Origin of the sequence: Pelotomaculum schinkii (assembly GCF_004369205.1) — a bacterium.
Classification (GTDB): Bacteria; Bacillota; Desulfotomaculia; order Desulfotomaculales; family Pelotomaculaceae; genus Pelotomaculum_C; species Pelotomaculum_C schinkii.
In genome coordinates, this window is record NZ_QFGA01000001.1 from 2,278,160 (window position 1) to 2,305,147 (window position 26,988).

The 26,988-nt window shown below is 43.2% G+C and carries 34 protein-coding genes and 1 tRNA gene; 11 read left to right on the forward strand and 24 right to left on the reverse strand.

The window, feature by feature from the left end; genetic code table 11:
• Positions 1-70 precede the first annotated feature (70 nt).
• The 4 genes from Psch_RS10575 to Psch_RS10590 all read right to left on the reverse strand — a co-directional run bounded on the left by Psch_RS10575 (position 71) and on the right by Psch_RS10590 (position 4,146).
• Positions 71-1,570 (reverse strand): ISLre2 family transposase, encoded by a 1,500-nt coding sequence (locus Psch_RS10575; protein ID WP_190238768.1) that lies wholly within the window; start codon positions 1,568-1,570, stop codon positions 71-73.
• A 301-nt stretch (positions 1,571-1,871) separates the two neighbouring features.
• Complete coding sequence (locus tag Psch_RS10580) at positions 1,872-2,186, reverse strand: DUF1294 domain-containing protein (RefSeq protein ID WP_134217300.1); 315 nt, start codon at positions 2,184-2,186, stop codon at positions 1,872-1,874.
• A 280-nt stretch (positions 2,187-2,466) separates the two neighbouring features.
• The gene (locus Psch_RS10585; RefSeq protein ID WP_190240136.1) at positions 2,467-3,282 is read right to left on the reverse strand and encodes an alpha/beta fold hydrolase; all 816 of its coding nucleotides are present in this window, start codon (positions 3,280-3,282) and stop codon (positions 2,467-2,469) included.
• Between the two features lie 309 nt (positions 3,283-3,591).
• Positions 3,592-4,146, reverse strand: a complete 555-nt coding sequence (locus Psch_RS10590; protein WP_134217302.1) for a DUF3795 domain-containing protein — start codon at positions 4,144-4,146, stop codon at positions 3,592-3,594.
• A 338-nt stretch (positions 4,147-4,484) separates the two neighbouring features.
• On the opposite strand from Psch_RS10590, the gene Psch_RS21670 reads away from it, so the two are divergent.
• Complete coding sequence (locus Psch_RS21670; RefSeq protein ID WP_190240137.1) at positions 4,485-4,655, forward strand: bacterial transcriptional activator domain-containing protein; 171 nt, start codon at positions 4,485-4,487, stop codon at positions 4,653-4,655.
• Between the two features lie 23 nt (positions 4,656-4,678).
• Here Psch_RS21670 and Psch_RS10600 read toward each other — a convergent pair whose 3' ends face one another.
• Together Psch_RS10600 and Psch_RS10605 are read right to left on the reverse strand one after the other, a co-directional pair.
• Positions 4,679-4,957, reverse strand: coding sequence for a type II toxin-antitoxin system YafQ family toxin (locus Psch_RS10600; RefSeq protein ID WP_190240138.1), 279 nt, complete (start codon positions 4,955-4,957; stop codon positions 4,679-4,681).
• Positions 4,951-5,235, reverse strand: coding sequence for a type II toxin-antitoxin system RelB/DinJ family antitoxin (locus Psch_RS10605; RefSeq protein WP_190240139.1), 285 nt, complete (start codon positions 5,233-5,235; stop codon positions 4,951-4,953). The genes Psch_RS10600 and Psch_RS10605 overlap by 7 nt, the downstream gene beginning before the upstream one ends.
• A 572-nt stretch (positions 5,236-5,807) precedes the next feature.
• On the opposite strand from Psch_RS10605, the gene Psch_RS10610 reads away from it, so the two are divergent.
• The gene (locus tag Psch_RS10610) at positions 5,808-6,599 is read left to right on the forward strand and encodes a hypothetical protein (RefSeq protein WP_190240140.1); all 792 of its coding nucleotides are present in this window, start codon (positions 5,808-5,810) and stop codon (positions 6,597-6,599) included.
• Positions 6,600-7,261: 662 nt separating this feature from the next.
• Here the strand turns inward: Psch_RS10610 and Psch_RS10615 are convergent.
• From Psch_RS10615 to Psch_RS10630, 4 genes are all read right to left on the reverse strand, one after another.
• The gene (locus tag Psch_RS10615; protein WP_134217399.1) at positions 7,262-7,738 is read right to left on the reverse strand and encodes an EFR1 family ferrodoxin; all 477 of its coding nucleotides are present in this window, start codon (positions 7,736-7,738) and stop codon (positions 7,262-7,264) included.
• Positions 7,739-7,760: 22 nt separating this feature from the next.
• Positions 7,761-8,381, reverse strand: coding sequence for a TetR/AcrR family transcriptional regulator (locus Psch_RS10620; protein WP_134217400.1), 621 nt, complete (start codon positions 8,379-8,381; stop codon positions 7,761-7,763).
• Between the two features lie 394 nt (positions 8,382-8,775).
• Positions 8,776-8,991 carry a DUF4368 domain-containing protein gene (locus tag Psch_RS10625; protein ID WP_134217401.1) on the reverse strand — a complete coding sequence of 72 codons (216 nt, stop codon included), beginning with the start codon at positions 8,989-8,991 and terminating at the stop codon, positions 8,776-8,778.
• Complete coding sequence (locus Psch_RS10630) at positions 8,975-9,214, reverse strand: recombinase family protein (protein ID WP_134217402.1); 240 nt, start codon at positions 9,212-9,214, stop codon at positions 8,975-8,977. Before Psch_RS10630 ends, Psch_RS10625 begins: the two co-directional genes overlap by 17 nt.
• A gap of 109 nt (positions 9,215-9,323) precedes the next feature.
• On the opposite strand from Psch_RS10630, the gene Psch_RS10635 reads away from it, so the two are divergent.
• Positions 9,324-9,710 (forward strand): BlaI/MecI/CopY family transcriptional regulator, encoded by a 387-nt coding sequence (locus tag Psch_RS10635; protein WP_190240141.1) that lies wholly within the window; start codon positions 9,324-9,326, stop codon positions 9,708-9,710.
• A gap of 4 nt (positions 9,711-9,714) precedes the next feature.
• Positions 9,715-12,381 (forward strand): M56 family metallopeptidase, encoded by a 2,667-nt coding sequence (locus Psch_RS10640; RefSeq protein ID WP_134217404.1) that lies wholly within the window; start codon positions 9,715-9,717, stop codon positions 12,379-12,381.
• 237 nt (positions 12,382-12,618) lie between these two features.
• Here Psch_RS10640 and Psch_RS10645 read toward each other — a convergent pair.
• Positions 12,619-12,695: transfer RNA gene (locus Psch_RS10645), tRNA-Arg, on the reverse strand.
• A gap of 313 nt (positions 12,696-13,008) precedes the next feature.
• Between Psch_RS10645 and Psch_RS10650 the strand changes: the two genes are divergently transcribed.
• The 5 genes from Psch_RS10650 (at position 13,009) to Psch_RS10670 (ending at position 16,607) form a co-directional block, all read left to right on the forward strand.
• Positions 13,009-13,470 carry a hypothetical protein gene (locus Psch_RS10650; protein WP_134217405.1) on the forward strand — a complete coding sequence of 154 codons (462 nt, stop codon included), beginning with the start codon at positions 13,009-13,011 and terminating at the stop codon, positions 13,468-13,470.
• Positions 13,471-13,669: 199 nt separating this feature from the next.
• Positions 13,670-14,131, forward strand: coding sequence for a hypothetical protein (locus tag Psch_RS10655; protein WP_134217406.1), 462 nt, complete (start codon positions 13,670-13,672; stop codon positions 14,129-14,131).
• Positions 14,128-14,760, forward strand: coding sequence for an accessory gene regulator ArgB-like protein (locus Psch_RS10660; protein ID WP_134217407.1), 633 nt, complete (start codon positions 14,128-14,130; stop codon positions 14,758-14,760). Before Psch_RS10655 ends, Psch_RS10660 begins: the two co-directional genes overlap by 4 nt.
• Positions 14,757-14,897 carry a cyclic lactone autoinducer peptide gene (locus tag Psch_RS10665; protein WP_345789067.1) on the forward strand — a complete coding sequence of 47 codons (141 nt, stop codon included), beginning with the start codon at positions 14,757-14,759 and terminating at the stop codon, positions 14,895-14,897. The genes Psch_RS10660 and Psch_RS10665 overlap by 4 nt, the downstream gene beginning before the upstream one ends.
• Positions 14,898-14,963: 66 nt before the next feature.
• Positions 14,964-16,607 (forward strand): ATP-binding protein, encoded by a 1,644-nt coding sequence (locus tag Psch_RS10670; RefSeq protein WP_243120485.1) that lies wholly within the window; start codon positions 14,964-14,966, stop codon positions 16,605-16,607.
• Between the two features lie 156 nt (positions 16,608-16,763).
• Here Psch_RS10670 and Psch_RS10675 read toward each other — a convergent pair whose 3' ends face one another.
• The gene (locus tag Psch_RS10675) at positions 16,764-17,186 is read right to left on the reverse strand and encodes a leucine-rich repeat protein (protein WP_134217409.1); all 423 of its coding nucleotides are present in this window, start codon (positions 17,184-17,186) and stop codon (positions 16,764-16,766) included.
• A gap of 760 nt (positions 17,187-17,946) precedes the next feature.
• Here Psch_RS10675 and Psch_RS10680 point away from each other — a divergent pair.
• Positions 17,947-18,219, forward strand: coding sequence for a transporter suffix domain-containing protein (locus Psch_RS10680; protein ID WP_190240142.1), 273 nt, complete (start codon positions 17,947-17,949; stop codon positions 18,217-18,219).
• 303 nt (positions 18,220-18,522) lie between these two features.
• The gene (locus Psch_RS10685) at positions 18,523-18,954 is read left to right on the forward strand and encodes a hypothetical protein (RefSeq protein ID WP_134217411.1); all 432 of its coding nucleotides are present in this window, start codon (positions 18,523-18,525) and stop codon (positions 18,952-18,954) included.
• Between the two features lie 597 nt (positions 18,955-19,551).
• Here Psch_RS10685 and istB read toward each other — a convergent pair.
• The 12 genes from istB to Psch_RS10745 all read right to left on the reverse strand — a co-directional run bounded on the left by istB (position 19,552) and on the right by Psch_RS10745 (position 26,370).
• A complete protein-coding gene (gene istB, locus Psch_RS10690; protein WP_134220419.1) occupies positions 19,552-20,298 on the reverse strand; it encodes an IS21-like element helper ATPase IstB in 747 nt (248 codons plus the stop codon).
• Complete coding sequence (gene istA / locus Psch_RS10695; protein ID WP_134220420.1) at positions 20,292-21,830, reverse strand: IS21 family transposase; 1,539 nt, start codon at positions 21,828-21,830, stop codon at positions 20,292-20,294. Before istA ends, istB begins: the two co-directional genes overlap by 7 nt.
• Before the next feature lie 631 nt (positions 21,831-22,461).
• Positions 22,462-23,139: a GSU2403 family nucleotidyltransferase fold protein gene (locus Psch_RS10700; RefSeq protein WP_134217412.1), complete on the reverse strand. Its 678-nt coding sequence runs from the start codon at positions 23,137-23,139 to the stop codon at positions 22,462-22,464.
• Complete coding sequence (locus Psch_RS10705) at positions 23,136-23,438, reverse strand: DUF6788 family protein (RefSeq protein WP_134217413.1); 303 nt, start codon at positions 23,436-23,438, stop codon at positions 23,136-23,138. The genes Psch_RS10700 and Psch_RS10705 overlap by 4 nt, the downstream gene beginning before the upstream one ends.
• Positions 23,439-23,778: 340 nt before the next feature.
• Positions 23,779-23,934, reverse strand: a complete 156-nt coding sequence (locus tag Psch_RS10710; RefSeq protein WP_190240143.1) for a hypothetical protein — start codon at positions 23,932-23,934, stop codon at positions 23,779-23,781.
• A 47-nt stretch (positions 23,935-23,981) separates the two neighbouring features.
• Positions 23,982-24,191, reverse strand: a complete 210-nt coding sequence (locus Psch_RS10715) for a helix-turn-helix domain-containing protein (RefSeq protein WP_134217414.1) — start codon at positions 24,189-24,191, stop codon at positions 23,982-23,984.
• A gap of 287 nt (positions 24,192-24,478) precedes the next feature.
• Positions 24,479-24,697 carry a hypothetical protein gene (locus Psch_RS10720; RefSeq protein WP_134217415.1) on the reverse strand — a complete coding sequence of 73 codons (219 nt, stop codon included), beginning with the start codon at positions 24,695-24,697 and terminating at the stop codon, positions 24,479-24,481.
• 14 nt (positions 24,698-24,711) lie between these two features.
• Entirely contained in the window at positions 24,712-24,891 is a 180-nt protein-coding gene (locus Psch_RS10725; protein WP_134217416.1) for a helix-turn-helix transcriptional regulator, read from the reverse strand.
• The gene (locus tag Psch_RS10730; protein ID WP_134217417.1) at positions 24,878-25,159 is read right to left on the reverse strand and encodes a hypothetical protein; all 282 of its coding nucleotides are present in this window, start codon (positions 25,157-25,159) and stop codon (positions 24,878-24,880) included. The genes Psch_RS10725 and Psch_RS10730 overlap by 14 nt, the downstream gene beginning before the upstream one ends.
• 21 nt (positions 25,160-25,180) lie before the next feature.
• Positions 25,181-25,516: a hypothetical protein gene (locus Psch_RS10735; protein WP_134217418.1), complete on the reverse strand. Its 336-nt coding sequence runs from the start codon at positions 25,514-25,516 to the stop codon at positions 25,181-25,183.
• A 171-nt stretch (positions 25,517-25,687) separates the two neighbouring features.
• Positions 25,688-25,861, reverse strand: coding sequence for a helix-turn-helix domain-containing protein (locus Psch_RS10740; RefSeq protein WP_134217419.1), 174 nt, complete (start codon positions 25,859-25,861; stop codon positions 25,688-25,690).
• Positions 25,862-25,980: 119 nt separating this feature from the next.
• A complete protein-coding gene (locus tag Psch_RS10745; protein ID WP_134217420.1) occupies positions 25,981-26,370 on the reverse strand; it encodes a YjcQ family protein in 390 nt (129 codons plus the stop codon).
• Positions 26,371-26,988 lie beyond the last annotated feature (618 nt).

Sequence of the window (26,988 nt, forward strand, 5' to 3'; positions counted from 1 at the left end):
GCCCCCGGCAGTCAAGGCTACCCTGACGGCGCCGCCCAAAAAAAGCCTCAGGGATTCACCAAAAACATGTCTAAAAAATCCAATCTAAAGTGAGACGGCTAATTAGTAATGCCAGTTCCCGGCTTTTCTGATTGGGTCCATAAGCTGCCGGCAAGGATGCCCGTACCCAATCCCCAGGATCTTTTGCAGCCAGGCCATCTGTTTGTCTTCTGGCCCAATAGCCGTCCTGAACTCGTACCGGCTCACTCTCTGGAGTAGGCGGCCCTGGCAGGCGAAGAATATCTATAAGATTACCGTTTCTTTTTGCACAACGAACATGGGCGAGATTGTCAGATCCGTTTACCGACCAGGAAGCCCCCTGATGTTTAAACCGACGGGCAATGGTATGCCCCACATTGGGTTCGATAACTCCCAATCCCCGGGCCGGGGAAGGGCAGGGACGGTTTCTTTCCCGCCAGTCGGTAATCCCTTCCCAAACGCTATTGATTAGGCTTTGGAAAGCTCTTAGTTTTTCTTTTCTGGTTTCGTTTGGTTCTTCAATGATCAACGTCCTTAAAAACATATTGAAAGCGGCCCGGCTGTTCGTGTCGTTCGTATAGAGGATTTTCTCGAGTTTTTTTCTGTGCTGGGGGTTAAACAGGCTAATAAGATCCCTTTTTAAGTGGAACCGGCAGTATTGATATTCGGCCCCTAAAAGATCGGCTCCTTCCCGGATCCAGTCGGCTCCGTCCCCGGCAATAATTTTTCTTGGGCAGCCGTCAAGATCGTAGAGCCGGCTTAAACGCCGTTCTAAGGCGCCCCAAAATTCTTCTCCTTTTCCGTGGTAAATGAAGTAAGTGGGGTTGATCAGTTTTGCTCTGCCATTCGGACCTTCTTCCCACCCTTCATAAACTACCGCTGTTTTTAACTCAAAGCGTCTCTGCTCACTTCTTTTGTGCCGGCGCTGTTGTTTGATCATCGCTCCGTCTACTTCGACAACCAATAAAGGGACAACACGGATACCGGTACCGTCTAAGCCAGTTTCCCCATCCCATTTCTTGAGGTGTTCACCGGCTACTTGGACATCCCGATGGATGGTCTCGTGGCTGATGCTCACCCCCAAAGTGGTCTTTAAGGTTTCTTTTGCCTTCCTGTAGGTTTGTTCGGCGGCAAGCATTACGGCTATTTCGCTCAACCGGGCAGAGACATGCGCTCTTGCTGGTATACCCAGCAGTTCGTCCAGCAAAAAGGTGTAAGCGTAAGCTCCGCTTAAAGTGCGCTTTTTGTAGTAGCGTCTTGGGTAGCTGAGCACCCCCAGGGTGGTTTCGAGGCTTCGCTCCCTTATTTCAACTACTTCCCAACCCTCCCGTTCGGCCGAGTAAAGTATGAGCCGATCAAGGTGTTCTAAAAATGCAGTCAGCATCTGAATCAAGTAGTCTCTGGCAATGGTAAATAGTTCTTTTTCTAAAGTATTGAAATTTGTCTTTCCGGCAAGTACACTGTTAAGTAAAGTACTCACTCTTTTCTCTTGCAGCCAGGAACTTTCTTTCAGATAGTCTTGGGCTGCTTGGATTTGGGGTGATGTATTCACTAGAAGAAACCTCCTTTGTCGGTTTGGCTTACTTGCATTGGAGGTTTTCTTCTTTTCTCCGTGGAAAAACTCCTTGTCTTTTCGCCTGGAGATTACTGGTGATCACCCACAGTTATTTTACAGCTACCCCGTGTGCAACATGCCTGAAGCCTTCAACATATACCGTGCTAACCGGGAGCTCGAAAACGTTACTGTAAAAACTAGTGAATGAAATTCGCACCAATATTTTGGTCGTTATCTTTCAGGTTAATATTGGTTGTCAACCGCTGGATTTTGGCTTGTCCCAACTATGCCGCTTTGGTTACTTCATGTAGAAGATTCGATATAAAATTACCTGTAAAATAATTATTACCGGTATTAAAACCTTAAACTTTAAATCTTTTGTTTTGTGCCTGAATATTTCCATTCCCAATAATACACCAACAGCCCCGCCTACGATAGCAATTAAAAAGATTCTACTCTCCGGCACCCTGTATTTACCCGCCTGGGCCATTTTTTTATCATACCACATAGTACAAAAACCAATAACATTTATTAACAATATGCTATATAACAGGCTTATCCCCCCACAGTAGATATAAATAGCTTGAACAATCCCTGCATCTATGATAATCATATACCAAACTTTTTGCTATATCCAGCCGGCAGCTATCCTGAAAATATAAATTTTCATTTCTGCTGGCGCCCCCGCAGGCGGCATGGGGGTCTAATGTGACAGATTCCTCCAGACATCAAAGCTGCCTGTTCTACCTCGTAACCTCACCAGGGGACCTACTCCTCAAACCACTATACAACATATTGACCAAAAATAAAAAGGGCTGGCTTAGGACCTGTCCTTTTGTAATATTCGGTTTTGTCATGAAAGAGATCAGAAGGATTTCAGGCTCTAAAGGAATTTATCCTTCGATGAATTGTACCAATTCCTTATTGAATTTTTCATGCTGATCATAAAACAGAAAATGACCGCAAGAATCAATCGGCACTAGTTTCGCATTTTGGATCCCTTTTTTTTGCGCGATTGCCAATGGGTAAAGACAAACCCTGTCGTTGAGACCGTGAAGAATCAGGGTCGGGACATGAATTGTTTCCAAATCCTTAAATAGGCCTTCCTCATCCAGCCATGTATTGGCAATCGCCGCGGTAGCCCAACTTGAAGCCTGGAGACCCAATTGGAAAATCCAATCGGCGAGGGCAGGGGTAACGTAATTATGGAAAATCATATTACCAAAGCTCCTGAGCATATTAGGGCGGTCATTGTATGTACCTTGTATAATGTCCAGTACCGACTGCTTCGGTAACCCATATGGAAAATAGGGGCGCTGGATTAAGCTGGGGGCTGCCGCCGCGAAAAGAGCAAGTCTGGATACGCCGTGGCCCTGATGTCTGGCCATGTAGCGAATCGCGATCCCTCCACCCGTTGAGTGCCCACCAAGTGTGATATTATTTAATTGCAACGCGTCCACGACGCCACGGACATCATCGGACAATCGGTTGTAGTCATAACCGTCCCATGGCCTGGCTGACAGGCCAAAACCCCGGATATCCATGCCAATGCATCGGTATCCCTGTTTTGGCAGTTGATTGTACTGATACTCGAAAAGATTATGATTCCCGGGCCAGCCGTGGATAAACAGAATGGTCTTGCGGCCTGTCGGATTGATATCCTCCACATAAATGTACACATTGGGTTCTACGTTTACATAATATCCCACGTCAATACCACCATTTTTTTTAGTAATTCATACAGGATACTCATCACGGGGTAAGGAAGTGACGGACTTGGTAAAAATCATGAACTGTGCATGGGAAAATTTTATTTTGTAAATAAAAATTACCCATCCTTATTCTGTTTCCGTTTGGCAAACGAATAAAGGCAGGACACGTTTCAATATTAGGCCACGCAAGCTCCGTTCGACATAATTAAAAAGAATAAAATAAGCCATGTACAAGAATTAAACCTGCACATGGCTTTCCTGAAAAGTTAGGTGAATATAGATGCCAATGCTTTTTACGCAAAATACTTATTTTCTCAGTTTAAAGTTAATATTTTTACTCTTTGCTTTTTCATTGAACCATGATTCTACCATTTTCACTTTATCTTTTTGGGGAATTGTTTCGTCACATTTTTTAATATGTTCTTTTATATCATTTAAATCCGCAAGATCCAGAAGATTGATGGCAATACAAAAAAAGTTCTTTTTTCTGCCATCGTTAAAATTACTGATTAAGTATTCTAAAAATAATATTTTTTCATTAAGCTCCGCTTGATACTGTTCAATCCCGTTGTCAATGGCCTTCTGCATATCATTTATAACATTGCGGTAGGTGATGAACGAATCTTTTTCGCTTGGGCATTTATATCTATTACATGGATAATTTTTGCACAGGAAGCAATACTCAACATCACCATGCTTTTTACTGCACGTAATCACTGCACAGCTTGGGTGTTGCAGATGAAAATCTTTGCCACCGCATCCGGGGCACCTTGTTGTTCCCTCACTTTGATATCTTGGGCAAAGTCCACAGTTAAGACCACATAAAGAAAACAAGGGATATTCTCTTTTATATTCCTTCATGATTTATCACCATTTTCATCTCTTCCTTACACAAAAAATTTATTGTTAGCACACGCACCCATGCACGTCCTGCTTCGATAGCTTTCCGAGGTCGGTTGTCTTTCGGGTACTTCTCCTCGAACTATGGGAATACATGCTCGGTGCAGTCAGTAGCCCAGAGCATCAATATTCTGTGGTCCCGCTTGCTCAGAAGCCTGCGATTGACTTATCATGTTTATAACTGCAGTTTCTTAAAGGGAGCTTATTAAATCAATGTATGTTGAAACTGCATCCAATCTCGCAGACATATATGTAGAGAAAACGACTATACATCGGCTGAATTGCTGCTGCTTAGGGTATTGGACATCGACCCGTACAATGAAGACACCTGTATGGGGCTTATGGGCATTTATGAATTAGCAGGCCGTAAAGGCCGAGCTGTTAAAGTATATTCATCCTTTATTTATAGACTAAAAAAAGACTTAGACATAGGGCCAAGTCCAAACCTTTTAAATGAATATAAGTTCTGAAAATAGGAGGATATTGCATTTCCTCATTTTTTGAATAAATCGGAATGTGTCCCTGTGCGGGTTGCCGTAAGTATGAGTAAACTTTCATTTATTTCATAAATCAGCAGCCAGTCCGACAGAATATGGCATTCCCGGAAACCAATATAGTTTCCTGTTAGTGCATGGTCGAGATGTTTTTTGTCAAGTGGCTTTTCTTCCAAAAGCATTTGCAAGATTTCTTCCAGCAAATCCATCTTGTATCCACGCTTTTTCGCTAATTTATAGTCCTTGCGAAATTGTGCGGTTGTTTTTAATGTCAACATTCGCTGTCAAGATCTTCGAACAGTTCACGCGCTGAAGCATAGCTTTTCGCCGAGACTTTTCCGCTGGCAATGTCCCTTGCTTCCCGCATGGCTGTCTCTGTTACAGCATTAAAACGGGGCTGCTTCATTTCAAAAGGTAAGCCGCCCACCATTAAGGACTGACGCAGAAAAATATTTATTGCATCGGTAATGGTAATACCAAAGCTGGCAAAAAGCTGTTCTGCCCACGCCTTTGTTTCCGGGTCAATACGAATGTTGATGTTTGCTGTTTTTGCCATTAGCTCACCTCCTTGCATTTATTATTATATCCCATTGTACGCACATTATCAATACAACGTGAAACTTTTTTAATAAAATATGTGCAATTGTGGTCAGTTGGGGGCTGCCTTGACATTGGACAGTGGTATATAATACCCGCCTAACTTCCGGCTGTCCAATGTCAAGGGGACCCCTTTATTCCTGTGCGGTCGAGCGGTCGAATCTGACCGGTATAGAAAGGGACGGTTCTTATGTGCTTCTTTAGTCCGACTTTTAAATACAAAATAACCGTATGCAATAACACTATTCTTTTAATATCATACCTTTCTTGCCTCTCCCCTATCACTGCTAGAAAAATAATAAATAGCTGGAACTTCTATCGCAGAAATTAAAGCACAAGAGAACCGTCCCTTTGCTAAGAGATTATCCCTGACGCTGGTACCTTACCTACCACTAGAAGGCCGCCGACATTGGAGCGTGGCCGGAGGACATGATCACAAAGCACAGTCCGTTATTAAAAAGATGTAAACAGAGAAATTTATGCAGGAATATTTGGCGTAAAAGGTAAAGTATACAAAAGGAGGGCTGGAAAATGGTGAGAATCATTTGGATAATGCTAAAAGAAATTGAGAAGTGGGAAGTTGAATGGCTAAAACAGGAATCTATTGGTGCTTTATTCATAGCTAGGCTAGGATCGCTAGCTTGTGTTACATTAGTGGCTTATTTTTTGACAACATTACTAGTGGCGTTAGCTATCTCAATAGGTAGTCATTCTAATTCTTTCATAGTCAGCCTTAATTACAACTATATGTGGGCACCGCCCTTATTGATTCTTTGTCCTTTAATAATCCCGCTATTAACAAATTGGTTTAACAGAGGTTTTCGATATTCTACGATCATTGCTAATTTTTTTGATATGGTTATTCTGGTTAAATTTGATGTAACAAGTTTGAGTTTTATGTTCGAGCTTATGGGGTTCATATCTTACATCGTGGGGAATATTTATTTAACTCTGTACGCTGCTGGAGCTTTTATTGATAAAGAAACTTTAGTGAAGTTTGTTGAAGAGAATAAAATCTCTTTATTATCGATTATTGGACTAGTTCATATAGTAATTTACTTAACAATAAGAGTATTAATTCTACCGGAAGAAGAGGTGATGCAACAGTTAGTTAAATATAGAAGAGAATTTTGGATTTGGATGGGCACATTAGTATTCACACTGAGCTACATAACTATTAAGCTATTTTCCCCTTTCAATTCTATTGAATTTATTTATCTAACATTTGTTCTATTGATAGCTCTCGTTAGAATCATTGATGTTTATAAGAAGTTAAGCTGTGTAGTTGAGAAGATTAAAGTATCGGAAAACCCCGGTCTATAACAACCGAAGGCTCCACTTTAACCGATAACTTCTAGCAATTCTTTTTATGGAAGGATACAAGCCCTACCCTTCCACAAAGGTCCGGTCTTTTAATGAAACATCGTTTCTGCCTCAGCCATCAACGATTTAACTTCCTCAACAGCCCGTAAGGCTTCATCTATCTTTATAAGAGATTTTGCTACGAGGATAAAAATCGAACCTCCCGACCAATATTTGAATAAGGAGCAAGAAAATGAAAATAAAGCACCCGGAAATTGGTGTATGCGGACTTTCCTGCAGACTCTGCCCAAGATATCATACCGATACCAAGAGCAAGTGCCATGGGTGCAAAAGTCAAGCCAGAATAGCTGTAGGATGTCCTTTTATTACCTGTGCAGTTAAGAAAAAAGTAGGGTCTTAATAACGTTACTCAACGTGAGCAATGATACCGTCATGGATTCCTGGGCTTCCCAAGTGCCAGGATGGTCAACTTAGAACCATTATCCCTGACTTTGTAAACATAGCCACGTTCCAATAGGTAACGCATGGCATTCTGCACTGTGGTATGACTGCTGATTGCACACCAATCTGCTGCAAATCTCCAGGAAAAAGGCGCCCCAACCTGCTCCGGGTTATAAAACGTTCTCAAAGCTAAGAGCAGAATAAACCCCTTGTAGAGCTTCTTAACCGATTCCGGGGCATCTTCCGGTAATTTGTGGGCAAACATGGACGGTGTTTTTACCGGCGGCAGCATTAATTATTTTCTGTACTTTGTCGGAAGCGGGAGCCTGATGACTCACAATATAATTTCCCGGCATTTTGACCTCATCTGCATAAGATAAACGAATACCTTTTTCGGTAAGAATATCCTCCAGCATACCTAATGGGTTCGCTCTGGTTCCTCCGGAATTTGTTATTGCAAAGCAATAGGTTTCTGGAAATATAGCAAGTTTTTCAATAAATCGTTTTACTAATCTGGGCAACCCATTATAGAAAACAGGAAATACGAAACCAATAGATTCACCAGGCCCACCTACAGGTTCACTCGGCATCTGTGCAGCCATTGACTTGATTGTGCAATATCCCAATTCTTTTGCAATTTTAGTAGTAATTTCCAGCGAATTGCCTGTTGCAGAAAAATAAAAAATTGTAAAACCCATATATACCCCTCTCATTAATTTTTTATTTATAGAAGAGCTTTCTGAGTTCATTAAAGTAACCATCAAGTTTTGCAATAATCTTGTCATAATCCAATTCATTGATTTCTAAGTTTCGAATATCCTCCAGCATCTGATTCGTAAAACCAATATTCACCCAAAAAATAAGCTGTTTGCACCTTTCAATGTCAAGATCTTCTCTGAATTTAGATTCATCAATTGAACCAAACATTGTCTCGTAGCATAATGATTGTTTCCCTTTATGTCTTTCTTCCAGTTCCTTATTGATTTCATCAGACTTGGTGGCGGTAATCTTATTGAATTCAAAAATCCAGGGATGCTGTTGCAGCAACTCAAGCTGGAGAAGATATGACTGCCGCAGCCTTTCAAAAATATCTTTTTCATTAAAATTCATTAAATCAAAATATTCTTTATTAATCATGTCCGAGCAGTAATCATAAAGGAATAGAAAAAGGTCTTTTTTGCTATTTACATAATGGAACATTAACCCCTTTGAAATCCCAGACTCTTTTGCAATTACATTTGTTGACGCTTCATCAAATCCCTTCGTGGCAAATTCCTTTAACGCTGCGTTTAAAATAGCATTTCGTCTTTTGGATTCCAGATTTAATATTTTTGAAAGCATGATATCACCTTCATATTAATATACTCAATTTTTATCTATCAGGTTAATTATATTATAGACTTATTTATCTAAAAGGTCAAAGGCATCGGAATTTTTCATCCCGATGCCTTTGGATTTTCCTCTCCCCAATACCAGAACTATACTCTCAACGTGTTTTGTTTGCCGGAACATGTCCACGGACTTGATTCCCTTAAACATAAAGCCAGTATCAATGAAATGATTCAAATGATACTGGTTTTATTCAAATGCATCTATGGAAAACGGGCTTCCTGAAATTGCTTTCAAAAAGCCCGTAAACCCTTCTAATAACGTTCATAGGGACATTTTGTGAACAATGCCTATGAACAAAGCCTATGTATGAGGCGGACGGCGAAAGTCGTCCGCCTTATGCGTTTTATGCAATGTTTTCCTCTGTGTTTTCTATGACCGGCTCCACGCTGTCCATCACGCCCACATCGCGATAGACAATACGGATGCTCTGCTCTGCGGTGCGGGAGTATTTTTCACCGCGTTCCCCAACCTCGATGCGGCTAATGAACAGCCTTAAAATTTCCGGCGTCAGCTCGCGGATTTCCGTATACCGCTTGGCCTTTTCAATGAAGGCTTCCACATTGGAGCACTAAAGTCTTTCCACAGTCGGCGCAGTACACCAGTCCCGAGAACATATTCGGCTCGTCCATTTGCTTCGGCATCCGCTTTTTGTGCTTGCGGACGTCCTGCACAATGTCCCACAGCTCCTGCGAAATGAGCGGCTCATGAGTATTCTCCACCAGAATCTGCTCCAACTCCGGGTGCCGGATGAGCTTTTTGTTCTTGAATGGTCTTTTCGACATTCTTGAAACCGCTTTTCGGAATAATTCAAAAAATACTCAGAATATGGTTGACAACTGTAACCTATTGGAATACAATAGGGTTACAATAGTAACCTATATTGAGGTGAGTATGATGGCGGAAAAGAATGAAATAAACTTATCGAGCAGTGAATGGGTGATCATGGAGTGCCTTTGGGATAAGGCTCCCCTGACGGTAACACAAATTGCAAAGGCCATGGAACGCGAAACCGGCTGGGCTAAGAGTACAACCAAAACTCTTATCAGCCGCATGGAGACAAAGGGATATCTGCACTATGAAGAAGGCGGCAAGGCTCGGCGGTATTACCCTACCGTTGAGCGCTCGGAAGTAATCCTGGCGGAAACCGAGAGCTTTCTCAGTCGGCTTTATAACGGCAGTTTGGGTATGATGGTGAACACGCTCGCTCACCAAAATAATCTTTCTCAGAGAGAAATCAAAGAGCTACGGGCAATTCTTGATAAGATGGAAGGGGTGTAATAAAATGCTTGAAACCATTATTACTTCTTCCGTATTAATAGCGATTCTTATCCTGTTGCGCTATTTCTTCAAAGGGAAAATCAATTTACGGCTGCAATATGCCCTATGGTTGTTGGTTGCTGTCAGGCTGCTTATACCTTTTTCCGTATTTAATAGCCCGTTTAGTGTATTGAATATCGCCCCAATAAGCAGCCAGACGGAACGAATTGAAAGCCCTGCCGTGTTGACGCTGCCCGAATCCGCCAGCCTGACTGACGGTAACATGAATGAGGGAATAACGGGTACTGCGAATGATTCAGTACCACCCCGTTATTTCGTGCAAAATGATTCGACTAGCGCTAATATTATCTCGCACCAAAAAGCTTCGTTGAAAGATATCTTACATAATGTATGGCTCATTGGAGCTATTGCCGTGGGGCTTTGGTTTATACTGCAAAACATATGGTTCTATACGAGGTTGAGAAAAACACGGGAAACTGCGGAAATACCGAACAGTCGGCTTCCGGTATACCTGTCCCGCTATGTTAAATCACCTTGTCTGTTCGGTTTCCGTCCGGCAATATATATTCATCCCGATAGTCTGACTGACGACGAAGTTCTGAAATACATTTTGGCGCATGAAGAAACGCACTACCGGCATGGCGACCATCTTTGGTCTTACCTGCGCTGCGTTTGCCTTGCGCTTCATTGGTTCAATCCTCTCATATGGTGGGCGGCCGTGCTCTCCCGAAGGGACTGTGAAATCGCCTGCGACGAAGGTACTTTAAAGCGTATCGGTGATGAGCATCGCAAGGCCTACGGCAATACGCTGATCAATATGATTGAACACCGGGCAAAACCATCCGATCTGCTCTGCAGCGCCACTACGATGACATCGGGTAAATCGGGAATCAAAGAACGGATAACGATGATTGCAAAAAAACCGAAAATGCTGTTGCCGACGCTACTTGTCATGATTCTCATTTTGGCCGCTGCCGTGGGATGCACATTTACGGGAGCCAACGGGAACTCCGCGAAAGATGTGGCCCTGTATGAACGTGCCGGAATGACCATCGCCATACCGAATGAGTATGAAGACCAATTGCTCATTGATCCGGTTGAATACAATGATGAAACCACACTTATACGCGTATATCAGAAATCGACTTATGAAAAATATGAAGGGATGGGATTCCTTTTCAGCATTGTCCGTTACACCGAAGCTCAGCATGAGCAGTTTTTGAGCTCTGATGGCAGCGGACAGATCTTCTTCGCGAAGGATGAAACGTCATATTATGGGTTTTTCTTTGCGACCGATGTGCAGGCTCCGGACGACTATGAGGCGTTTTCCAAGCTTTTCTCAGCCGTCGGCGATTACGTCAAGAGCGATATGATAACTCGAAACGGACTGACCCCTTACAGCGACGACGAATTCTTCAACAGAAACTATACCTACGACAGCGGGCATATTTTCCTCAGTTACTACCCTTACTACGCATATAACGGCAGTAAGGAAGAAGTATGGACGCTAATCCTCTCCCAGCCTGTGAAACAGGGGGATACCGGCATATGGTGCGTGGAGCGCTGGAAGGATCAAAACGGCAATATCTATACATATTTCCCTGATGAGAACGGAACGCCTTCCACAAAATACTATGCCGAACGGCAGGCTGAATGCGATTCAGGCAGCGATATGTCCTGGCTTGATCCGAAGCAGGTGGCGCTTGCGTTTGTTAAGAGAGTATTTGACCATGCCCCGGCGACTTTGGACAGTCTTTTGATATCCGACAATCCTGCTTCGCCAGCCGATTTATTTGCCGCGTCCACAGGAAATATACGCGACTATATGCCTGATCTGCTGGCAGGCAACGACGTCAGCGGCTACGACCTGTTGCCTTGTCTGGAGAGCTTTACGCATAGCACATGGTTAGAGCTGGATGAAGCTTACGGGCGAGATTGGTGGAATCCGCTGTGGGTTGCTCTGCGCGACGCAGCGATCAGCGATAGGCCGGCCGACAGCGACGATCAATCTCTGCGTGACTATTATATAGGCAAAGCTTATCTTGTATCCGACGGCGCCTATGCCGAGGGCTTAGCCGATATCGTGCTGCTGCAGTGGGACAATAACAGCGTCTTGTATAGCGCCTGTCTGAACGGACGTTTTTCCGCGGAGGAGGCGACCTCTCTGCGACGCTCTCTGACTTATTCAATCAGCTACGACGAGAGCACGTTCGGCCTGTTTATACCCGGCAGCGAGCGCAGCATATATCTTAACGCATATCCGGTCGATTTCCCGTTCGGCTGCGACCTTACTGAGAAAAGCCGGGAGACTCACCGGGCCGAGAGCTTCGGACAGGTCACGGTAGTGAAGAGCGACGGCCTGCAGGTAACGTACCTGAACCCCGCCGAGGGCGTGTATACTGTGATCACCCTTCGCGCAGACAAGGAATACTATACCGCGGCAGGCGTCACGATTGGCGATAATGAAGAATTCCTTTTGGCACACTGGCCCGATAAACTCAAAAAGCTGGACGGGATCAGCTACGACGACGAGGCTTGGTTTGGCAGCGGATATGATCATGCCTATGCCTATACGCCGCAAGAAAGCACCATAAGTGTGGTATACCTCATAAAGGACGGCATGGTTTCCGGTATAGAAATCATAAACGGCTTGGACGGAGCTATGTATTAACATAAATTGTTATTTGCATTAGAATTTGTGAATATTCGTGACGTTCACTGAGGTGACAATACCTTTAGAAACAATAACTTAAAGAAATCAGACATCTACCCACATAATTGTGAATGGATGTCTGATTTTCTTGTTGCCCCGTACCGGTTACCCCCTCGGTTCAGTAGTTGACCTGTGGGTGATAACTCTTCTATTTACTGGTCAAAATGGACTTGCATCTATTTCAACCTAAAATTCTGGTGCGCCCGGAGAGACTCGAACTCCCGACACGCGGTTTAGGAAACCGCTGCTCTATCCACCTGAGCTACGGGCGCATGCGTAGCAATAAGTATTCTACAACCCCCAAGTTCGTTTGTCAAGGTTTAAAAGGTTTACAATTCTAAACAAACTTCTCCTCTCCCCATACCTAACAGCTTCTGTACACCTTCAAAAAAGGATCTTTTCTTTGTGAGTAGGCTATATCTGTCAAACATTAGCATATGCATCGATATCCTACCTGTTTGTGTCGAAGCAAGTTGAAATTTATGGAAAATTTATAAATTACAATTAAAGGAATTGCATTGATTTTATTGAAATATTTTGTATAAGCAATTGATATTTTAAGACATAAAAGATCTGGGGTTAATAATGTTTAATTTTGTATTGTTTCTTATGCAAGGCATTCCCGAGAGCATAGGATTAGCCGCGCTGAGCCTGGCGTTGACCGGTATCCCGTTGCGCTGGGGGCGTGTCCTGGCAATAGGAATTGTTATGACTCTAATAATCTATCTGATCAGATTACTTCCCGTTACTTTTGGTTTGCACACAGTCGCTGCAATACTGCTGTATATATCGTTCATCATCAAGATTACCAACGTACCGGCAACAAGGGTTTTTATCGCTGTCTTTACCAGCTTCGCTATCCTGATTGCACTTGAAGTGGCAATCTTTGAAGCATTTCTGTTCTTTAGCAACATGGAGCCGGAGGAGGTCATTTCAAATAAACTACTATGGTTAGGACTGGGGATGCCTCAAGCTTTCATATTGATATTTCTTGCCATTGTTGCTGCAAGATTAAAACGGCCTGCAGGCGCCGTATTCAAGCAGTGAACAGCCTTATACCGGTTTGGCCGGAAATAAAGACAGCGACCAAAAAGCGTCCCAGCCTTCAGTCTAATCTAATCATTTGCCGTTGGAAATTAATTCATAAATATTCAACAAAGCCATCCGCTGGGATATGGGAAATCAATTAAAACATCGTATCTTGTAGAAATGATCGAAATTACAAAATAAAGATATGAGGGCAAAAATGATAGAATTCGGACTATTTCTTCTGCAGGGCATCCCTGAAATGGTAGGGTTAATAGGGCTAAGCCTTGCACTGGCCGGTGTTACACAGCGCTGGGGCCGCATCCTGTTAGCGGGAACACTGCTGGCAATATTAATTTTCTTAATCAGATTACTTCCCATCCCCTTCGGTTTACATTCAGTGGCAGGACTGTTGCTGCTGACGGTGTTAATCATCAAAACCACCAGCGTCCCCCCTTCACGGGTTTTTGTAGCGGTTTTTGCCAGCTTCGCCATCATAATTCTGCTTGAACTAGCAGTCCACGAAATGTTCTTCTTCATAACGAAGCTAAATCCGTATGAGGTTATCGCCAACTACCCTCTTTGGATAAAACTGGGGATGCCTCAGGCTATCCTGTTGGTTGTATTCGCTTTACTTGTTGCAAGGTTTAAACAGCCTCAAAAGGGGGCCTGGAAGGTTTGAGCCGCCTTGTTTTCAGCCGAAGCTGGGCCAGGTATCTGGCCGCCAATTCCAACCTGTCCCAGGATAAGGAACTTATCATTACTTACGCTATTGAGGTGCTGGTGATTAACCTGATTAATGTGCTCCTCACCCTGCTCCTGGGCCTGTTGCTGGGCGTCCTGCCCGTCACCGCCGCATGTCTGGCCTCGGTGTTCCTGTTCAGGCATACAGCCGGAGGAGCCCATTCAAAATCACCCTGGCGCTGCGCAATGATAACGGTTATAATATTCCCCACCCTAGCGTTTATAGCCACTTTTTTATCACAGTTTAACCGTATTTCTGGCGATGTTATATCAGCCCTGGCTGTTTTAACCGGATTTACGGCAGTCCTAGTTCTGGCCCCGGTGGACAACCCGGCAGCGCCAATTATCTCACCGGTCAGAAAAAAACGGTTAAAGATCCTGTCCCTTATGGCGGTCATTCTTATCGCTACAGCCATAATAATCCTCGGGCAGGTCGGCTGGGAACAGGCTCTCGCGTTTCGTAACGGCCTCTCTTTAAGCCTCCTGTGGATAAGCTTCGTCCTCAGTAAAACTGGACACCGTGCCATTAATTTTATAGATGGAATTAACTTAACACAAAGGAGGTGAAAAAGTTGAAAAAGTATAAGACCCTTTTCTTTCTAGCCGCTGTTTCGCTATTAACCTTTCTGGCAAGTATAGCTTCAGCATCTGCTTGCATAGGATCCCATTACCAGCCTGAAGTACCAAAATCACTAAGAAAATAGTGTTCCGGGAGGTGAAATTCTCACCTCCCTTCCTCATCAAATGCTGCTCTGTGGGAGGGACCTGTCTTGAAAGCTGATAACGAAATACTGGACAGACAAAAAGAACTATATGAGCATACGACAGTTACCCACATGTTGTGTATCATCATATTGGCTTCAGCACTGACATTATGCAAAAAATTTTATATACCCGGTGATATTTACCCTATAATCAACATACGTTCTTTTGCGCTTGTCTCCTTTTTAGGGCTTGGGATTATTTTTTTATTAAGGTCGAAAGACACCATACCATTTGAGACCAATAAGTCCTTATCACCTATAGAATTAGGCTACGTAAGTTTCCCGTTGCTAATCTCATCCATAACCCTTATTATGGCCGGCGACAGCCTTGACTCGATAGAAATCATTCTCCTCTTACCGGTACTGATCACGGCCTCGATTATGGGCAAAAGGGCCGGGCTGGTTATGGCTACGGTTTGCGCCTTGTTGCTTTTTGTGTATGAGCTCAGCATGAAAAAACCTTTACAGGTGATCTTCGAGTCCAACCTCATAGTAATCAGTATGATGTACGTGGTAGGCTGGTTTGTCGGCGGTATCATCAACATCGAATCCGAACACCGGGCCCATTTAAAAACCAGTTTGAATTCTGTTAAAGAAGAGATAGCCAGGCGGGAAAAGGTTGAAGAACAACTCCGCAAATTAACCGGCGCCGTTGAACAAGGTCCCAGTATCGTGGTGATAACCGACACCTTCGGGAATATTGAATATGTGAACAAGAAATTCACTCAGGTAACGGGATACCTGCTCGAAGAAACAATTGGAAGAAATATCAGCGAAATCGCAGGGACTCCATCAGAGCCGTCCCAGCAAAACTGGGGCAATGTTGATTCATGCCGGGAATGGCATGAAGAGCTGGAAAACAGAAAGAAAAACGGGGATTATTATTGGGAGTCGGTCTCGATATGCCCTTTTCGCAACCATGAAGGCATCATCACTCACTTCCTTCGAATTTCCGAGGACATAACCGAGTCCAAGCGCATGGAGAAGGAAATGGCGCGCTTAGACCGCCTCAACCTGGTAGGTGAAATGGCGGCGGGGCTGGGCCATGAAATCCGCAACCCGATGACCTCGGTGCGAGGCTTTCTGCAGTTGCTCTCAGGCAAGAAAGACTGTTTACTCTACAAGGGTTATTTCGATTTGATGATTGACGAGCTGGACCGGGCCAACTCAATCATCACTGAATATCTCACCATGGCCAAGGACAAGGCCATTGTCTTAGAATTAAAAAGCCTGAACTCAATAATAGCAGCTATGCAGCCACTATTATCCTCTGACGCGACTAAATCTGAAAAAACAGTTTACTTTGATCTGCAGGAGATGCCGGCCCTGCTGCTGGACGAAAAAGAGATTAGGCAGCTCATATTGAATCTCGTCCGCAACGGTCTTGAAGCGATGCGCCCCGGCGGAGCCCTGACCATTAAAACATACCTTGAGGACACAGAGGCCGTGCTTTCCGTGCAGGACCAGGGAAGCGGCATCAGCCCGGAAGTATTGGAGAAAATAGGAACGCCCTTTTTCACCACCAAGGACACCGGGACAGGTTTGGGGCTGGCGGTATGTTACAGCATTGCAGCCCGGCACAACGCCTGCTTAAAAGTTGCAACCAGCCCTGGTGGAACAACTTTTTATGTCAGGTTTAAGCTTATATAATATTTCTATAAAAATCGCTTGCCTTCACTTTTATGGCGCGCCCGTAAAGATTCTCCCTCTACTTCTGCCTTAGTCAAATACAACCCCAGACCCCACGCCTGGATACACCAGCAAGCACTAAAACAAGCAGCTTAACCTTAAAAGAACTATTATGAATTATTTTATTTCTAAATGATATAGACTTTTAATGTATTCCACAACTTCATCCTCATCTTTCAAATATTGATCTATACACGATGAAAGGTGAAATGAACTATTAATATTTTCATTAATGCCAAGCCCGATTACAGGCTTCTGTTTTAAATAACAATATGTCAGTTCAAAAATAGTTCCTGGTGATTCCAATATGTGATCTGTATTAACTATGATTATATCTGATTCGCTTAAGTAGAATACGTTTTGTTTAAGATTAGACAAATTAGTATACAACATGTTTTGTTTAAGATTTGTGCAAGCATTAAAACATTTAACATCCAGCATATTCAACTTCTCGGTTAAGCTTATTCTCCACTTTAAACACTCATTAAATTTATTATTTCTTATATACCAACTAATTGCACCCGCAAGATATACTAACATTTAATATCTCCTTATCCCTGATATACTGCAGCCACCGACACAGCTCCGTCTCATTTATCATCTACATATTCAGCACAAATACTACAATTTTTATCTTAGTTAACCATCCCCCTTTATTATATATCTATGTTCTTTATTTGAGGAATAGCTAACCGCGAAATAGCAGTTTATTTTTTCGGCGATTATTCCCACATGGAATTATTTAGACAAAGCCCCGCTTTTCAGCGAGCAAAAAAAACACCTGCCCGCTTCCCCTTTCCCCATAATCCGTAAGCGTAGTCAACCATCAACTCAACCTCTTTACCGGTTTCGTCTAATAAGAAAAGCACCCTCTGGAGGGTGCTAAATACTATATGGGTAATTTATAGCCGTACTTAAAATAAAGCCAGAAGCAGCCAACCACAATCAAAGCCATAAAGAGAAATTTGATTATTCCTTTAAATATCCTGACAACAATAAATAATATGAATAACGGTACGATCACGTATAAAAGTGATGTTAAGTCCAATAAGAACCCCTCCTATTCTTTTCAGTTAGAGATTTCGACAGGGGGGCAGTATTCCCTTTATATAAAAATCAAGAAAAATTAAACATGGAGAAAAGGCTATCCCCGCAAATTTCCCGTGTTCAATCTCCGCCAGAGCATCCTGGTGACTGGGAGGACGTTGCCGCGTACTTTTTTTATTTAATTTACAGAAAGGTTTTTCAAAAGCATCTATTGAACAGTTTTATCAAGGCATTTAAAAAGGAGTCTCAAATCTTGCCGGATCAAAAACACCAGGAAGCCAATAAATCATTACTAAAAAAAATAGGCATTGCCCTTGTTATTCTCTCATGTGTCCTATACGGAGGACTTTTTATTGTTCCATTTATTCCTTGTTCTGTGGCAACAAAAGCAATCATCTCAACCTCGCTGGTGATTTCCGGCGAAGCATCATTTTGGATAGGTGGAATTATTCTTGGCAAAGAGTTGGTTTCCAAATTTAGATACTATTTTAATCCTATGAACTGGTTTAAGAAAAAGGGCAGCTAATCTTTATTGTTCTCAACTCTTACAGCCTTTTGACCGGTAAACTGCTCCCACCTGTTTATGATGCCATCATAACCGCTCAGCGCAACATCAAAGTCGCCGTCATCCAGCTCAACCAGGAGCTCCTTCAGCAGTTCATCATTATCTCAGCCAGCTCAGCGATACGGTATTTGCAACTAGGTCCGCTCACTCTTCGGCCTCTAGCTTTGCAACCAATATCGACAATATTAGACAAAGGAATACCTCCTTTTCTGTGGAAGAATGTTATTGAGGATAATTATACCAGGAAAGGAGGTTTAGTAGTTTATGGGAAAAGGAAGTAATCCAAAACGCTCGGCTGATTCACAAATAAACCATAACAACATGGTTAGATATATTGCTAATGATTTAGTTTCCAAAGGATATGGCGTACTCGCCGACCATATTAATTGGCCAAAAGGTTCCCCCGGTAAAATTAACGGTTATATACCAGATTTAACTGTTACAAATACTGATAGCTTTATTATATTTGAGATCGAGACATGCTCAACTTATAGTGATGATCATACCAGGGAACAACTTACTGCCTTTGATAAAAAGGGGGGTACATATATCATCATTCCATCTGCGTGTTCTATGGGTAATATAAACTATGATCCTGTGGAAGAGGTAAAACAAAATCTTAAAAACTGGGGATTATTTTCAGTAAGGGTAGGAACTTGCGATCCTTTTACGGGAAAAATAAATTACAATGTTTAGTTTAATTGATGTAATGATAAGGCCGACCATTGGGACGGCTCTTGTTTTCTAACTGACCCCTTCACTTATTGTTTGCTTTCGTACAACCAGCGCGATCTTTTTTTCAGCCCTTTGGACAAAATGTTGCACGGCCTCCTGCTTATGTGGTCAGCCTTCCGTACCGTACCGTTTTTATTTCACCTCACACAGATTTCCGGGGCTGGAACTTTAGCACAGCCTCTCCATGTTGTAGTTGCTCAATTTCCTCTGCCCGCCTCAGGATTCCGTCAATCAACTGTATATTCCGCTAAGAAAAAACACCTAGACCGCCGAAGTTGAACACTAAGACCGTTTAAATTGAACAATCATTCCGTAGTGGCTGTACATTGATAACTAAAGGATCACATGGTATACTCAAACTGCTTTTACTTTTAAGCAGGATAGGGCAACACTGAGGAGTGACCCGAGCGGCTTAAGAGTTTTGCGGGGAGAGTGATGCCGGTGAGCGTCGCTCTTTTTTTGTTAAAAGCAACATAACATCACTCTCTTTGGAAAACTAAGCGATAAACCTCGGGAGTTTGAGGGCAGAGCCCTCAATAGCCGTAAGGCTGTTTTGAATTATCTGTTGGCAATACCCTTGCGCTCCCGCATAGAGTTTTTACCGTCGATAAAAATGGTGTAGGAATCATGCACAATGCGATCTGAAATGGCATCGGCCAGTGTCGGTTCGCCAATTTTATGATACCAACCGCCGATCTCAAACTGGGAACAGAATATGGTAGAAGCTTTTTTGTAACGAGATTCTACGATCTCAAGCAGATCGCGGGCTTCGCTTTCCTTGAGCGGAAACAGAAGCCATTCATCCAAAATGAGCAGCTTTACCTGTTTGTAAGCTTTGATGACCTTGCGGTATGTCCCCTCACCGCGTGCAATGGCCAATTCACCCAGCAGATCGGGAAGCCGTACATATTTAACCGTGTAAAAGTTTCGGCTGGCAGCCATGCCAAAAGCATTTGAGAGGTAGGTTTTTCCGCTACCCGTGGCTCCAAGGATTATGATGTTATGGGCTTCTTGGATGTAGTTACAGCTAGCCAAGCGGATGATTTGAGCTTTGTCGAGTTTGCGATCGTCATGATACTCAATGTTCTCAATACAAGCGTCATTGAAGGCAAAACCCGCGTTTTTGATCAAGCGCGACAGCCGATTGTTTTTACGGGCTGCCCATTCGGCATCGATCAGCAGACCGAAGCGTTCTTCAAAAGCCATGTCAGACAAGTTTGCGTTTTTGAGCTGTTCCCGGAATGCTGCAGCCATGACACTAAGCTTCATTTCGTGAAGCTTGGCTACGGTTGAATCGTTTAGCATTTTCCATCCCTCCTGCTGTAGTAATCGGCTCCTCGTGTGAGTCCAAACTCAGAGGAGGAATGGCCCGGGGTTTCTTTCGGCAGCTTGTCCTGACCGGATTTTAAGATGGCCTGAACGCTCTTCAAGCTAGGCTGTACAGTGTAGGACAATGCTTTGGTGCAGGCCGATTCAAGGCGCTCCACCGAATATTTGTCGGCCAGTTTCAAAAGAGCCATACAAGCCTTGTAGCCCTGCTGCTCGACTTTGTGACTTCCTAAAAACAGGTTAATGACAGCGCTTGTATTCTCACCGATTTTGGCTGCCCAGGATTTAAAGCGGTCGCCGTTCCAAGACACATATTTTTGATGATCTGGTGGCATATGGGCTTCCAGGGTGCTGTATTGATTGCTCCTACCATAGAGCCGGGGATGAGAACAAATGCGATTGCCTTGGAAGAAGACCTCAATCACATTGCGGGTAATCCTGACATCAACTTTCTGCTTGATGTATTCAAACGGCACCGAATACTTCTGGGTCTCCACACTGATATGGTAATTGTATTGAACAGTGGCAATCTTCCAGGTCGCCAATTCAAATGGCTTTAAGGGCAACGGCAGCAAGAAGGGTTTTTCCTCATCGAACAAGGTGGCTCTGCTCCCGTTCTTCTTCTGAAAAGGTTTCTCTAGAAAAACCATTAGCTTTTCCCGAATGGCAGCATTCAGCTCTCGTAACGATAAAAACTGCTGATTACGCAGAGCAGCGAGTATCCATGTTGAGATGATGCCGACCGATCCTTCTACCGTGGGTTTATCTTTGGGAGCCCTAACTCTGCATGGAATAACCGCTGTACCATAATGTTCAGCCATCTCCTGATAGGTCTTGTTAATAACTGCTTCGCCTTTCGTCACCTTCTCCACGCCGGTTTTTAAGTTGTCCGGTACCATAATGCGAGTGATTCCACCGAAGAAGCGATAGGCGTTGATATGGGCGGTAATCCAGCTCTCCTGATTTTGTGAAAGGAAGGCTTCCACATAGGCATAGCCGCTGTATGGCAGGGCAGCCACAAACACATAGGCTTGGATAATCTCTCCCGTGTCTGTGTCGATGATCCTGGCGGTTTGTCCCGCCGAGTCTACCTCCATGATTTCCCCAGGCTTACGGTGAATGTGCATGGTTGCCTTGGTGCTTTTCACATAGTCAGCGTAATATTTGTTGAACTGGGTCGACTTGTACGGTACTTGCCCGGATTCGCGACACTGGTCGCAGTATTCAAGCCATAACAGAGTTAAGGTCACACCGCTTTTCGCCATCTCACGATGGATGTAGTCGTAATTCGGCATTTTGTACGCGGGCTTAGCGCTCTCCGAAGAAAAAAGGCGCTGTGACAACTCCTTGTCGGACATTTCGGCCACTGTCTGCCAACTTAGCCCTTGATCCTTTGCTCTTTGAAGCACGTTAATAACCGTGGTTCGAGAGCATCCGCATCCAGACGCAATGCGGCTGTTGTTGATTCCGAGGCTATGTAGCCGCAGAATCTCTTTGTAACTGGTCATCTCTATGACCCTCCTTGAATTTATTTGCACCTTTCAGATGCATAAATTCAATTTAGCAGAAAGGTCATATCCGGTGTTCAACTTTGCCGGAAAGGGTGTCCAGTTTCAAACGGAGACACTGTTCAATCTCAGCGGTCAAACTGTTCAGTTTGACCCGGCATATTCAATCAACCGCTCCAACAGTTTCATCCAACACCTGCCTTTCCGCGTCACTACCCCCTCAAACGAACTACTTGCAGCTTTCATCGCCGCTCCCATACGAAAATCTCCGTCTGCGGCCGCTCCATGTCAACCTCGGGCGCCAATAACAAAACCCCGCAATCACTTGCGGGGCTTTACTTTTCTATGGCGCGCCTGGGAAGATTCGAACCCCCGACCTTCTGATCCGTAGTCAGAAACATGGCCTTTTGCAGGTTAGGACAATGTTGGTCAAGTGCTTGTCCTATAAGGGTTTGTCCACTTTTACGTTGGTCATCTTTGGTTGCTTTTTGGGGATAATTTGCATTGACTATCCCCAAATTATCCCCAGCACAAGTACCGCAAATCAAGGTAAAACAATACGTCCTGCTTTATTATTTAAAGTGCCCGACTTTGATCTTCCCGTAGCCAAAACTTGATATACATTGATATCCTAGTTAAATAATCTAATAAGGTTTGCCTTACACGTTGTATCAACTAATGCTCGTTCATTCCTAGTTAAACCGTTATCATATATTTCTTTTAACTTGGCAAGGTTTTGCCCCGAGCTTTTTATAAAAGGTAATAACTCCTCAATAGACATTAAATCCTTTTTCTGTTTCATCCCCTGCAGGCGTTTATTATTAATCACTAATTTATGTAAAACATATGCCTCTGGCAGAGGTACCAGCAGCTGATACAATCGAATAAATAAAGTAGTAGTCCATTGAATCAAAATATCTAGATGCCGAAGCCCAGCAGCTTTTATTCCAAGCCCTTCTACGGTATAAGGCTCAATCTGGCCCTGGCCCATATCTCGAACTAAAAACTCGACCTCAAGAGGACCTTCAAAATTTGAAAATTTAATAAGCCCATCATTGCGCTGCTGAGTCATAAAACCATGACGTTCCATTACATCGCATAATGGTACTTTCTTGGCTGGGCGCCTTATGTTTGGGATTAGAAAATCAAGGTCAATTGTACGGATGTTTGGCTGGAAGCCGCTAAAATAATTAGATTCAGCATAAATATACTCAACCCAGCTCCCAATCAAAATTAGATCCGGTAAAACCCCTTGTGAATCCAGTATCCTAATGGTTTCCCAAAAAACCGCTTCTTGTTTTTCGTTCATTTGTGTTTAAGCGCTTTCTCTAAAATCCTACAATCTCTTTTTACTTCGCGTAGATTTTTCATAAGTTTTTTATGCTGCTCTAACTTAAACTGTAACTCATTTAATTCTTCCTCAGATAATTTGTTTAAATATTTGGAGACCATTTTCCCGTCTTTCCGATAATCCAGATAGGGATACATACGACCACGAATATTTTTAAAGCGGATGTTTCCTTTGGGCATGCTCGCTAATTTCTCTTTATAGGATTGCTCCATAGACTTGAGCCGCTCATAATGGTCTTCCAAAACCCCGCGAATCATTATAATCCCTCCTGTCGTTAACCTGCAACTTGGCAATATTTTAACCATTGCAGGTTAATAATATTCTACTCTGTGGTGCTTTTTTTTGCAAGAAAAAAATTAACCTGCAAGTAGTTATTATTTAAAATATTGTAGGTTAATTATACTAAAATGGTACATATAAAGCTACCCTATTAATACATCGACGTCATTCCCAGGGCTTGTACAAACAAAAAGAGCACATCCCTGGTCCTAATGCAATCCCCCCTAGCGCTGGTTAAAGATTATTTTGAGCTTTTCTCTCTTCCTCCAGGTCTACTGTCATGCTTGCTGGGTTTTCGAATGATTTACTACCGACCGGCTACCTTAAATACTCCCTGAACTGCTCCGGGTTAATGTAGTAGCTCCATTTCTTCCGCTTCACAGCTACCCCAAATGGGAACTTGCCTTGTTGCAGTGCTATCCGTAAAAACTGTGGGTTTACACCCATAATAGCGGCGGCCTTCGGTAGCGGCATGCGCTTACCTCCCGGTATTTCCTGACTCACAGGGTCAGTCTCCCACTTTAGCCGGTTGCTGAGGTCTCTCCCCCGGTTATCTGTTTTTCATACCACTCATAAAACTGTTTTTTTGGCACCCGTATCCTTTTCCCTAACTTGAATACTGGGAATAGTCCATCCTTTGCATATTGGTAAGCCCTACTTACTCCAATTCCTAATATTTCTGCTACTTCAGGTACCGACATATGGAGGTTGCTTTTAGGTGTTTTAAACATTTACTTCACCTGCCTTTGTTGATGAGGTTACTACTGTCACCATTGCGGAACTTTTGAAATTTTTTGTAGTTTTGTCACCACCTTTTTGTTTTAAGAATGTGCCACATCGGAAAGCTTTGTTGAGGAGGCGACATTTTGTCGTGCCCTCTGGTTGTTTCCGTGCTTAATCCCCCAGTATTCTTTTAAAAACTTTGCCCTCTCGCCTTTTTAATTGGGTCGCCATCGCCCTGGCGGCGTTCTTTATGGAGCCAGCCCCACCGCAGCGGGACCAGCTCCAACCCCTGGCCTTAATTTATATTTGCTACCGCTACAGGCTCAGGAAACCAGTGCTTACTTTTAAAGGATGCTAGAGTCATGGCGCCCTCCTCTGTGATTGTGATTACTAAGACTCTCCCACATCTTGGGCATTTAATTGACATTTCCATCCTGCCTATTAAGGAGTAATAAAATATCATCCTATTGCATTTGGGGCAGCGGTATTTTTTTTCTTTTAAATTCTCTGCCATAAAATCAGCCTCCCCTATCCAACGAGCTTTTCAACCGGCACACCTAATTCCTTCGCAAGCCGAGCCAGAAGACGAATAGCTTTATACTCACCACTTTCAACACGTCCAAGGTGGCGAGGAGTAATAAGCACTCTGTTAGCAAGTTCTTGCCGGCTTATACCTTTCTCAATTCGTAACTGCTTAACTGGCGACATCGAGCATACCCTCCCCGGTGAAAAATTGCTTCAGGCTTGTCCCATCCTGCAGGCCGGCCAGGTAAAATTCCTGCTCTACGATACTAATAAGCGTCGAGTGAAGGCCCTCCAGGTGTTCGATAAGTTCTGGGCTAGTGCCATACCTCAAAATATCATACAGGTGGCAGCACTCATCAAAAACGGAACTGAACTCCGGTTTATTTGCGACAGCCTGTCCAATCTCATCACAGCGGTTATCAATAATCTGTTTGCATATGGGATTTAACATATGAATTGGCCTCCTCGAATTTTAATTATAAAGAGGTGTGTCTATTTCCACCAACACGGGCAACTCTTTAATGTCCTTTGATATTGTTTGCATACCGTACATAAACCCCATTTTAAAGACTTCTGCAAATGAAAGTCTTTCCACCTCTTCAGCTGCTTCAATGGCTTCTCTAGCGAATTCGATAATAGTCATCCTTTCGGTTTCTTCCATTTTTATTTCATCGAGAAAATCAGCTATTCTATTGAATTTTTTAGCATAGTCATCCCAGAAGTGTTTAAAAGATGGGTGCTCAGCAATAGGGAACTTAAGACCCATGGTTTTAATAACTGCCAACGTATCAAGCTTGTGTTTAGGCATAAAAATACCTCCTTAGGTTTTTTCCATAATTCTCTCAACAGGGGACAATAATATACCCTGTTTTTGGAAAATGGCTTGATTTCCACCATGAGGAGGTTATAATAAAAAAGATAGCCTCTCATGGGGCACTCATTAGGAAGTCCGGATCTCTTGGCGGGGAGCGGGCTTCCTTTAATTTTTAACTTCCTTTGACTTTAACCACTCAACTACTACTTGTTTATCAAACCTGACTAAACGTCCCTGTTTGATAAAAGGCAAGCCTTCTTTTCGCCATCGCTCTGTTGTGCGTCTACTAATTTTTAACCATTCACAAAGCTCGCCTATGGTAATAAAATCCCCTTCCATATATCACCACCCTTTGCTATTTAATGATATTTTATATACCACTATACGACATGTCAATATGTATTACCATAATTATCTATAATTTTAGGCAAAAAAAACGAGCCCGGAGGCCCTTAAAATTATTTTAGCATCTCACTTAGTACTTTTGCTGCTAGGTCTTTCAACTGTTCCCATCCCCATTTAGTGGCATTTTGGCTTATTACTTTAACTTTTTCTACTCCCGTTAGCGTTCTATCTATTTGGAGTTTTTGTTCAACAAAATCAATACCCTGCCTTGTCATTTTTATATCTCCAACATTTACATGTAATGGAATATGACTATTGCCACCTCGAATTATCGTAGCACCGTTTATCATCTGTTCATTTTGTAATTTATCAATAGCAATTCTAAAAATCTTATTATCCAAATCAAGGTTTTTAAAACTTATTTCCCTTTCCATATCTGGTAAATCTTTTTGATATTCAGTATATATAGCAAGTAAAACCTTTTGTTTTGCATCTAGTTCCATTATGCAACCTCCTAACTTCTTGATAGACTTCGACAAGAAGGGAAACTTATCCTTGACAAATATTCCGACAGGATATGACAGAGAGGGGTAGACAGCCTGGTAACCCACTGCCCATGCTCATAACGATCACCAATCAGCGCAAAATTGCGCTAACCGGTTTTGTCCTCAGGTTTGAGGGATAAAGGTCGGATACCGCAACCGACCTTTCCATGCGGATTTTAATTCCGGACATCTCAGGATAAGGGTTGTGTTTAATACAAACCCCTAGTGGAATCAAATTGATTCGCCCATCAGTTTGTCAACTCGGCCGACAAGTGGGCTTAGTGAAGAATTTAGACAGCGCAATTTTACGCCGCCAAATTTTGATTTAACAGGATTGCTGCCGGTATACTCGGATGTCACATCCAACTTTCCTAACCTTGACCTTTGGCAAAGGCCTGTTCTCAAAACCGACCTGCCCTGATTCTGGAGCCCGGAGTTATGAGCTGGTTTTACTTACTCCATTTTTGGATCAATCTAATCTCCGACAGTCCAATAGAGTTTTCCGAGTTTAAATCGGTACCCCCCCAACCCGTTACTGCTTTTATCTCCCCAAAATTGAGGGGACCGCCACTCTAA